This is a genomic window from Desulfosporosinus sp. Tol-M2 (genome assembly GCF_059735615.1).
Map to the genome: position 1 here is coordinate 7,647 of NZ_JCAIJG010000061.1, position 10,527 is coordinate 18,173.

A 10,527-nucleotide genomic window follows, 5' to 3' on the forward strand; every position below is an offset into this window, starting at 1 on the left:
AAGATAATTGCCATATACTGTCGGAAAAGAAAATAAGCTTCCAACACCATACCCTGCAGTAATGGAATCACCTAAAGCCAGATATATGCTCACCCTTGTCACCGCTTTCCATGCATCCCATGTAATTACAGTATAAGGTATGTTTACCATTTCATATCTGTCACACTCAAGACCAGACTTTTTGTTCAATCATGAATTTCCTCACACTTTGAAATTAGCGGAGGAAGAATAAATTCAACGAAGTATCGAACACTAATAAGGTCAACCTCTTTCAACTTCTCCAGAATGCCGTGATATTTTTCAACAAACGGAAAGTTATTGTGGAGTCTTATCTCGCCAATGCATTCCATTAGTGCGTCTATATAATCTGCAGCTTGTAAAATTCGGCCCTCAAGTGTATCATCTTTTCCCTCAAATAAGATTTCCCTATAGGTTATTTTGTAAGGTCCTTCCATATGAGCAAATAGACTCTCTTCCGCAGCCTCTTTTTCGATAAGGCATACCATATCCCGCATTTCTTTACTCTTGTGCTTTACGGTGCTGATAATATCTCCAGTAATCGCCTCGACCACATCATGGTTCAGGAGTTTTTTGAACAATCGACCCCAGTCCACGACATTGCTATGTTCTTCTTCAATAAGCCCTAACATTTGACCCACCTGAGCTACAAAAAAGGAATGTTCACTCACCGTGGTTCTGGAATGCATAAACTCAGTTGCCCAACGCCCCATATTATTCAGCTTTCGAACAGCCAATAAATAGTTGTCTAATCCTTTGCTTGAACTCACTCCATATTCCCCCCCAACAAGAACTTTGCATAGTGGTTATTTTGACAGGGATACTTTAGCTCCCTATAAAAATAACTCGCTATGAGTACCTGTTCTGGTAAGCGTCAATACCAGAACATTATTATCAATCCTATAAATCAAAAGCCAGTCGGGAGTAACATGGCATTCCCTGTGCCCAGTCCAATCTCCTATTAACATGTGGTCTTTATATTTTTCCGACAGGAGTATTCCGGCTGCCAACATAGAAACAACATCCTGCAGTAATTGGATATTGTATCCTCGCTTAATAATTGCCTTTAAATCCCTTTTGAACCTCCCAGTCGATAAAATCTCATACTTCATTCTGAACCTCCGCTATCAGGTCCTCAAAACTTGAGTAGCGTTTTGCACTTGGGTCACGGCTTATTCTATTTGCTTCTTCCATGGCTACTATGGTTTCTGAATTAGGAATATTCAAAGATATTTCAAAGGGTATTTTTCCCTGCCGAACAGCCTGACGGACAAAGACAGTGAATGCCGTTGTCATGTTCATACCCAATTCGGAGAAAAGCTTTTCTGCCTGCTCCTTGAGTTCTTTATCTATGCGAATGGTTAAATTTGTTGTTTCGGACATTTGACTTCCCTCCCTTTACTATCATTATATGTATTTTAGTATAAAATATGTGCATTGTCAATACAATGCACATACTATACTATTCTTCATATAGTTAACTTCAATATTTAATTTCTTTGGCTGCAGAGAAACAATTGCTCGATAAATTCTGATTTATCTCTTATTCCGCATCCTCATCCAGTGCCTCAATCAAAAAGCTCACCGGACGGAAGCCGTCATTGCAGGAGATCATGGCGGACTTTTTGTTTTTCATCCAGCCGTCATAAAAGTCCTCGCCGCCGTGGGCAAGGGTCATTACAAAAGCAGACATACTCTCCCAGGCACTGTCGCACATTCCCTCCGGCTTTTCCCAGCCGTTGGCAATGAATATTTGCCCAACTTGCATATTGCAGGCATGGCTGATCGGATTTTCGTATTTATCTATCAAGTCATGATAGTGAGCCATTTTCATAACTGTAATTTTAATCTTTTTCATCATTATTTTATCCTCGCCACCCGATGGATTTGCTCTAACTCCTCGTTTGTCATAAAGTGTCACTCCCTTCGACCATAATCATTGAAATGCTTAATGTTATTTGCAGAGCCGCAACGAACAGCCCATAAAGGGACATGTTAATTCCATAGACATGCCTGGAAACCAGCAAAAAGGGGTACTGCACTTTAGAGTTAAGTTGCAATACCCTTTTTTATAATAGTTAATGACTACTTCGATTAGTCTTTGTGTCTGATCGCGGCCTGCGCTGCTGCCAAACGCGCTATAGGTACTCGAAATGGGGAGCAGGAGACATAATCCAGGCCGACTAAGTGGCAGAATTCCACCGAGTTTGGTTCGCCGCCATGTTCTCCACAGATCCCTAAGGAAATATCTGGATTTGCGCTCCGACCAAGCTTCACTGCCATGTCAATGAGCTTACCAACCCCTTCCCGATCAAGTACAATAAAGGGATCTGTTTTCATGAGCTTCTTTTCCAGATAGACAGGGAGGAACTTGCCTTGAGCATCATCACGCGACAAGCCCATCGTCATTTGGGTGAGATCATTCGTCCCGAAGGAGAAAAAGTCTGCTACTTTTCCAATCTCATCAGCCAAGAGTGCCGCACGCGGTACCTCAATCATATTCCCAACTTGATAGTGGATCCGGACATTTTGTTCGCGCATGACCAACTCTGCCGTATCATCCACCAGCTTACGCATCATCAGGAACTCTTCTTTCCCTATGATCAGGGGAATCATGACTTCCGGATGAATATCATACCCTTCTTTTACCAACCGGGCACCGGCCTGGAAAATTGCCCGCGCCTGCATAACCGTGATTTCCGGATAGGATACTCCCAGACGACAACCACGGTGGCCGAGCATTGGGTTAAGCTCGGATAAGGCCCGTACTTTACTGAGCAATGCCTCTTTCTGGTGTAAGGTATCGGGGTCGTTATTCAGAACTCTCAGTTTCGTGATCTCCACAACCAGTTCCTCCGAATGCGGCAGGAACTCATGCAGCGGCGGATCCAACAGGCGAATAGTCACAGGGAGTCCCTGCATCGCCTTCAAAATACCATAGAAGTCTTCTTCCTGCATGGGCAGAAGTTTGGCCAAGGCGACTTCGCGTTCTTCGAGGGTTTGCGCCAGGATCATCTCTTGGACAATCGGAATCCGTTCCGGGTGCATAAACATATGCTCGGTCCGCGTCAACCCAATCCCAACCGCTCCGAAATTTCGTGCGTTCGTCGCTTCTGTCGGGCTATCGGCATTAGCCTTCACCCGGAGTCGAGAAATTTCATCCGCCCAGCCCAAGAGCTCTTTAAATTCTGCACTTAGTTGTGGATCTACCATAGGAACTTCGCCCTTGATAACCCGCCCGGTTGAGCCGTCGATGGAGATCATTGTTCCCTGGTGATACTCAACCCCTTCAATCTCAATTAAACCTTGAGCAACGTTAATTTTTAAGGCATCACACCCACAAACAGCCGGCTTGCCCATATGCCGGGAGACAACGGCCGCATGACTCGTCATACCGCCACGGCTCGTTAAAATCCCCTGGGCTGCCAAAATACCGTGAATATCATCCGGGGTCGTTTCGGTACGCACCAAAATCACTTTCTCCCCGGCATTCCCTAAGCTTTCTGCTTCATCCGCGCTAAATACAATTTTCCCAGAGGCAGCGCCAGGTGACGCAGGAAGCCCTTTCGCCAGAACTTCGTACTTTGCATTTGTATCCATACTGCGATGTAATAAGTGATCCAGTTGTTCCGGTTCGATCCTCATGACTGCTTCTTCTTTCGTAATTAAACCCTCATGGAAAAGATCAACCGCTACCCGGATTGAGGCTGAGGCAGTTCGTTTGCCATTCCGAGTTTGCAGTATATTAAGTTTTCCGCGCTCAATCGTAAATTCAATATCCTGCATATCACGATAATGGCTCTCTAAGAGTTTGCAAATACTCTCAAACTGCTTGTAGATCTCCAAATTTTCCCGGGCCAAAGTGGCAATTGGATTGGGGGTCCGGATCCCGGCCACCACGTCTTCCCCTTGCGCATTCATCAGATATTCGCCGTAGAGCGCATGTTCCCCCGACGATGGGCTGCGCGTAAAGGCCACGCCTGTTCCTGAGTCGGCACCCATATTCCCAAAGACCATGACCTGCACATTCACGGCTGTCCCAATGTCATGGGGAATATTATTAATCGTACGATAAAAATTCGCCCGGTCATTGTTCCACGAACGGAATACCGCTAATACCGATAACTCTAGCTGAATCTTGGGATCCACGGGGAACGGTATGCCAGTCTTGCTTTCTATTTTTTTCTTATATTCGCTGACCATCCATTTGAGGCTCTCCGCCGATAGTTCAGAATCAAACTTAACCCCTTGTTTCTCTTTGGCGATCTCTAAAATCTCTTCAAAATCGGAATGTTCTACTTCCAGGACGACATCTCCGAACATTTGAACAAAGCGGCGGTAACAGTCCCAGGCAAAACGCTCGTTTTGCGTGTTCGCAGCCAAGACCCCCACTGTATCGTCATTTAATCCCAAGTTAAGAACCGTATCCATCATGCCGGGCATCGAGAACTTAGCCCCGGACCGAACAGAAAGGAGCAGTGGATTCACTTTATCTCCAAAGCGTTTACCCGTAGTTGCCTCAACATCCGCTAAGGCCGTCCAGACTTGATCCCAAAGACCCTCCGGGGGATTTTGGTTGTTGCTGTAATATTCATTGCATGCTTCCGTGGTAATGGTAAATCCTGGCGGAACCGGCAAACCAAGATTGGTCATTTCGCATAAATTGGCACCCTTTCCTCCCAATAAGTCGCGCATGGAAGCTTTTCCTTCCCGGAATAAGTAAACGTACTTATTATTCATTTCCATCCTCCTTATACAATATTTCCAACACCATGCTTGCGATCTCTTCAACCGCTTTGCTAGTGACGTCGATGATTGGGCAACCTAGACGTTTCATGACACTCTGCCCATACTCCAGTTCCTGAATTATGCGCTCCAGGTTAGCATAATCCGAGTCTGCGCCCAACCCTAAGGTTTTTAAGCGCTCGGTTCGAATTGAGTTGAGTAATTCAGGTCGTAATGTTAATCCAATTACTTTCTTAGGAGAAATACTAAACAGTTCTTCCGGCGGATTTACTTCCGGAACCAGCGGAATATTCGCGGCTTTGAGTCCTTTATGGGCTAAGTACATACTGAGTGGCGTTTTTGAGGTCCGTGAGACGCCAATAAGTACAACATCGGCATAGAAAACCCCTCGAAAGTCTTTGCCGGCGTCATATTTTACAGCAAATTCGACCGCCTCCACTTTACGGAAATACTGTTCATCCAGAAGATGGATAATGTTTGGAATATGGGTGGGTTTCAGGCCGGTTTGGCTGGCTAGAGCGCTAATTAAAGGACCTAATATATCGACAGTTTTTAGCCCTTTCTCAATGGCTTTTTCTTCCAAAAAATCCCGAAGATTTTGAAGTACTAAAGTATACACCAGGACGGCCTGTTCCGCCACGGCTTCTTCCATAATATCTTCCAGATGCAATTCATCCCGGACATAGGGAACCCGACGAATCCGTATCTTTACCCCGAGAAATTGTGCCACCGCCGCCCGGCTTACAAACTCAGCCGTCTCTCCGAGTGCATCCGAAATGATATAAATCACTGTATTTTGGGTCGTCACGCGTTCACACACCTCCAATTCATTCGCAATCAAACCTCATTTCCGACCTCAGGTTCCCTTTGCCTTCGGGTACCACGAACCACGAACTTCATACCTCGGTCACAGCCTTGCTTCCGCAATTTCCACAAAAAGCTTTGTGACATTCGTCTTAGTAAACCGGCCCACGACCTCAAAACATTCATACCCGTTCTCGTCCACATATCCTTCGACCACCGGTAAACTGTCAACCTGATGTTGTACAAGTTTTTTAGCCGCACTATAAACCGGCTCATCAGGTGTCGTCATATAAATGTTGGGCATGCGCGTCATAATAACACCGATGGGAACTTGTTGAAGGTCGCTTTTCCCTATAGAGGCTTTCATAATATCTTTACGCGAGATCATTCCTACAAGGAGGTGATCTGGCCCGACAACCGTCAGGCTTCCTACGTTTTGCGTGAACATCGCAACCGTCGCTTCATAAATACTCGCACTTTCCGGTACGGTAACTGGAATCGACTTGTACGAGCTAACCCGAAGCTGAAGCAAGCGTTCCATAATCGGGGAAGGTCCGGTGTTTTCCCGATAAGAATACCCGACACGTGGTCTGGCCTCCAGAACCCCGAACATCGTCAAAACGGTTAAATCCGGGCGGAGGGTGGCCCGCGTCAAATCCAGCTTTGCCGCAATCTTTTCACCTGTGATGGAACCTGAGTCTTTCACGATCTCCACAATTCGCTGTTGACGCTCCGTCCATTCCAACCCTTTTCACCTCTTAATGTTTCTCCGCATCTCAATGTGACATACTAATTAGCTCTTACACGGTTAATATATCACAAGATATGATTCCTTGCCTAGATTAATGAACATTTTTTTCGATTACGCGCATCGTGCCTCGGACCTCGTGCATCGCACATAGTTTATGTCAAAACGCTTAAATCCCCCAGACAACCCAGCATCTCCACACATTGCCTGAGTAAGGCCAGCCGGGCAACTCTCAGATCTGCATCCTCTACCATAATCATAACCGCTTGAAAGAGGTCCTCAATCAGAGGTACAAGCTCTCCTGCCAACTTATACGCCTCCGCGAAATCACCCATCGCTATCATCCGATTAAAACGCTCGCGACGTAAGGAGATCCCGTTGGCAAGGGTAATTTCTGTCGCATCCGCCAGCAAGGCTGGATTTAATGTTTGAGGCGGTTCTTTTTTAGTCAGATTTAAACAGCGGGTATAAGCTTGGGCATAAAGTAGAAAGGTCTCTTCTTCCCGTTTTTCGGAAAGTACCCGGGCTCGGCACACAGCGCGATTGAATCGATCGCTTCCCAGTGCGAGCGCCGCAATGACAGTATCATAGCGCAATCCTTGTTCCTGAAGCACAAAACGCAGCCGTTGTTGAAAGAAATCCTGTAAAAGTGGCAATATATCCTGAAACGGCAAAAGGGAAGTCCCCTGCACGTTGAAAGCCCGGTAGGACTCCTGCAAGAGTTCGGTTAAGGAAAAGTTCCATTTGGAGTCCAGGAGGATAGCAACGATCCCTTGGGCCTGGCGTCTTAGGGCATAAGGGTCCTGGGACCCTGTAGGCTGAATTCCGATGCTGAACGCCCCAACTATAGCATCCAGTTTATCCGCAAGACTCACCACACGCCCCGGGTCAGACACCGGCAAGGCATCCCCGGCAAAACGAGGCTGATAGTGTTCAAGTATCCCCTGACAGACCTCGGGCATCTCTCCGCCGACCCTTCCAGAGGAACCTTTTGGTCTTCCCTGTAATAAAAAGCTGCGTCTTCCAAACGAGCTTTCAACACCTTTTCATTTCCGGCCTTCACTGTGTCTATGGCATAAGCATCTCCGTTACGCACCGTGATAAAATAGGGCAAAAGTGTTCCGTCTACAGCCCGGACTGGAAAATACCGTTGGTGCTCTCGCATCGGGGTCGTGATTACTGCCTCCGGCAAGTTCATGTACTCAGGGGCTACTTTACCCAATAATGCGGTCGGATATTCGACTAGGTGGATGACTTCGCTCAGAAGTTCATGATCTTCAGGCACCTCGCCGCCGACTTGTTCCGCAAGGACTTTGAGCTGTGCTTGGATTTCAACCCTTCGTTCATCCGGATCAACCATGACAAAGGCTTTACGTAAAGCTTCCCGATAATCGGAAGGTTGGCCTAAGAAAACAAGTTCTGTCGCCAGCGTTCGGTGGCCGCGTGAGACACGACCGGACTCAAGCCCGACGAATTCAAACGGTACGACCTCTGTCCCGTAAAGCGCGACAAGCCAACGAATAGGACGTGCGAAATAAAAATCGAAGTCACCCCAGCGCATCGGCTTGGGAAAATGAAGCGCATTAATCAGCTCCCGGGCGAGCTGAGGCAGGATTGTTTGGGTCTCAACCCCCGGTTCCAATTTATTGGCAAACACATATGGTACTCCATTGAGTTCTTGTACAAAAAGGTCTTCCACCGTCACACCCTGCCCACGGGCAAAGCCTTGGGCAGCTTTTGTTGGCGCACCGTTCGCATCATAGGCCGCTTTCACAGCCGGTCCTTTTACTTCCTTTTTAAAATAGCCCTGTTTTTCCTCAAGACCTGTGACAAGAAGGGCGAGACGACGAGGAGTCGCGAAGATGTTCAATTCCGTAAAGGGTAAGCGCAATCTGGCAAATCGTTTGCTGACTTGTTCCTTGAGCTGGGTCATTGCCCCCGGGGAGAATTTAGCGGGGATCTCTTCTGTTCCAATTTCAAGTAAAAAATCTTTCGCCATCTTACTCCACCCCCAAATCGTTGTTCGAGGTTCGTTGTTCGAGGTTCGAGTGCATGTGTTTAAGTAAGGGGAAGCCCAGCCTCTCCCGCTGCTCCACATAAGCCTGAGCACACAGACGAGCCAGCATGCGCACCCGGGCAATATAGCCGGTACGTTCCGTGACACTGATTGCCCCGCGAGCATCAAGAAGGTTAAAGGTATGAGAGCACTTCAACACATAGTCATAGGCCGGGAGCACCAAGCCCTTTTCCACGACCCGCTTCGCCTCACGCTCATACATGTCAAACCAGATCTGCAGCGCTTCAATATCCGCGACTTCAAAGTTGTAATGCGAGTAATCGATCTCGCTTTGAAGATAGATATCGCCGTAGGTAATGTCCCCGACCCACTCAATATCATACACACTGTCTTTAGTTTGAATAAACGTGGCCAGTCGCTCCAGGCCATAGGTAATTTCCGCGCAAACCGGTTTGCAGTCAACCCCCCCGCACTGTTGAAAATATGTAAACTGGGTCACTTCCATACCATCTAACCAGACTTCCCAGCCAAGCCCCCACGCCCCCAAGGTCGGAGACTCCCAGTTGTCTTCAACGAAGCGAATATCGTGCTCCTTAGACTTGATTCCCATCCGTTCGAGGCTCTGCAGGTAAAGTTCCTGAACATTTTCCGGCGAAGGCTTAAGGATAACCTGGTATTGAAAATAGTGCTGTAAGCGATTGGGGTTTTCCCCATACCGTCCATCGGTTGGCCGGCGCGACGGCTCAACATAGGCCACATTCCAGGGTTCCGGTCCAAGGGCGCGCAGAAATGTAGCCGGGTTCATGGTTCCCGCCCCTTTCTCCATGTCATAGGGTTGGGCAATAATACACCCTTGTTCTCCCCAAAACTTGTCGAGAGTAAGGATTAGGTCTTGAAACTTCATAGTCAACCTCCTAAGTAATTTATTTATTTTCTTCTCCAATATGCTCTTTACCAAGATTTGTTTTTCAAGACAATAAAAAAGCACTCCCCCCGTAGCATTTAAGCTACAGGGACGAGAGCTTGTTCCCGCGGTTCCACCCTGTTTGACCCCCAAGGGTCCTCTTCGTTACGTATGCTCAGAGCTCCCCCATCCGTTACTCCCATTCGGCTTCCACCCCCTGGGCTTTCTGCAAGTAAACCGTTGAGTTTCTTCACGCCTTATCGCCTGCACTCATTGACGCGATTCCTCTCTCCGTGCTCTCTTAGCCAAGAAACTTCCTCTGGTTAGGTTACTATATTAAGATGATTATAAGCGGAGGAAGAAGGTGTGTCAAACAGATTCCCTTAATATTCCTTATCCGCAGCAAAATAATTAGCATCGTCCTCGTATGTTGTCAGTCATTGTCTTTTCCTTCCTTTTCGCAATTATGTCGTCCCGCATCATCAGCACATAAATTCCCCATCCGCCAGGATTTGAGGGGTCGCTCAAATTTATGTTCCACGAAAAGCCGTAGAGTCTCCAAGATTTCTTGTCTCATCCAGGCATTCCAACGCAAACGATCTATTTTGAAGATATTCGCCCTGGTTAATTGACCCATAAACGCAACACTGCCAGCCCGAATCCATCGCCCGGAATAAGTCTCCCGGCAGTGTCCGCAAAGCGTACCCCCCGCCTCTGAACTAAAAAACAAACGCTCCCCACTTATACTAACCCCACACTCGGCACATTCCCCCAAACGCGGACGATATCCTAACAACGTCATTAACCGCAAGGCATAAGTGCTGAGCACAAGGGGGGGGGCAAACTGTTCTATAAGAAATAAACACGTCAAAGTAAGCCCGAAAAGCTCCCGATTAGGCTGGGCTGGAATCGTCGAAATGTCTAATAATTCCGCAATACCCGTCGCTGCAAACGACCGGTCAAGATCATACCAAAGGTGCGGGAAACTTTCCCTGGGGCTGCACTGACTAACCGTATCCAAAGTTTTTCCCCGATGAATTAGAAAATCCGCATACGTAAACAACTGAGCCCCAGCCCTTTGACTACTTTTCGGTTTACGCACCCCCTTCGCCACAACTTGCAGCTTCCCCATCTCACGAGAAAAAAGAGTGAGCAAACGATCCGACTCTCCAAATTCCCGACTGCGGATCACTAACGCGTCCGCATGATAAACGGCCACGCCCTCACCCTTTCTCTTACTATTCTTTGTAATTCTATTATCCGAGTATACACCTAAACCCTGAGCACTCG

General features: G+C 47.4%; 9 protein-coding genes and 2 pseudogenes. All 11 read right to left on the reverse strand.

Translation table 11 applies throughout. The features are described from left to right. A pseudogene (locus AC6I5A_RS04255) lies at positions 1-189 on the reverse strand (hypothetical protein); the annotation flags it as partial. Further along, the gene (locus AC6I5A_RS04260; protein ID WP_034612106.1) at positions 186-788 is read right to left on the reverse strand and encodes an HD domain-containing protein; all 603 of its coding nucleotides are present in this window, start codon (positions 786-788) and stop codon (positions 186-188) included. The gene AC6I5A_RS04260 and the pseudogene AC6I5A_RS04255, both read right to left, overlap by 4 nt. A gap of 63 nt (positions 789-851) precedes the next feature. Further along, a complete protein-coding gene (locus AC6I5A_RS04265; protein ID WP_034612108.1) occupies positions 852-1,130 on the reverse strand; it encodes a type II toxin-antitoxin system YafQ family toxin in 279 nt (92 codons plus the stop codon). Continuing rightward, positions 1,120-1,401, reverse strand: a complete 282-nt coding sequence (locus AC6I5A_RS04270) for a type II toxin-antitoxin system RelB/DinJ family antitoxin (RefSeq protein ID WP_034612109.1) — start codon at positions 1,399-1,401, stop codon at positions 1,120-1,122. Before AC6I5A_RS04270 ends, AC6I5A_RS04265 begins: the two co-directional genes overlap by 11 nt. Before the next feature lie 160 nt (positions 1,402-1,561). Beyond that, positions 1,562-1,876, reverse strand: a complete 315-nt coding sequence (locus AC6I5A_RS04275) for a TIGR04076 family protein (protein WP_034612154.1) — start codon at positions 1,874-1,876, stop codon at positions 1,562-1,564. Positions 1,877-2,112: 236 nt separating this feature from the next. Continuing rightward, positions 2,113-4,758 (reverse strand): pyruvate, phosphate dikinase, encoded by a 2,646-nt coding sequence (gene ppdK / locus AC6I5A_RS04280; protein ID WP_034612110.1) that lies wholly within the window; start codon positions 4,756-4,758, stop codon positions 2,113-2,115. Then, positions 4,751-5,572, reverse strand: coding sequence for a pyruvate, water dikinase regulatory protein (locus AC6I5A_RS04285; RefSeq protein WP_034612112.1), 822 nt, complete (start codon positions 5,570-5,572; stop codon positions 4,751-4,753). The genes ppdK and AC6I5A_RS04285 overlap by 8 nt, the downstream gene beginning before the upstream one ends. Positions 5,573-5,671: 99 nt before the next feature. Then, positions 5,672-6,313, reverse strand: coding sequence for a transcriptional regulator CcpN (gene ccpN, locus AC6I5A_RS04290; protein WP_034612114.1), 642 nt, complete (start codon positions 6,311-6,313; stop codon positions 5,672-5,674). A gap of 158 nt (positions 6,314-6,471) precedes the next feature. Further along, positions 6,472-8,315: pseudogene (glyS, locus tag AC6I5A_RS04295) on the reverse strand (glycine--tRNA ligase subunit beta). A 1-nt stretch (position 8,316) separates the two neighbouring features. Beyond that, positions 8,317-9,237 (reverse strand): glycine--tRNA ligase subunit alpha, encoded by a 921-nt coding sequence (gene glyQ / locus AC6I5A_RS04300; protein ID WP_034612115.1) that lies wholly within the window; start codon positions 9,235-9,237, stop codon positions 8,317-8,319. Between the two features lie 433 nt (positions 9,238-9,670). After that, on the reverse strand, positions 9,671-10,456 hold the full coding sequence (recO, locus tag AC6I5A_RS04305; protein WP_034612157.1) for a DNA repair protein RecO: 786 nt from the start codon (positions 10,454-10,456) through the stop codon (positions 9,671-9,673). Positions 10,457-10,527: the final 71 nt, after the last annotated feature.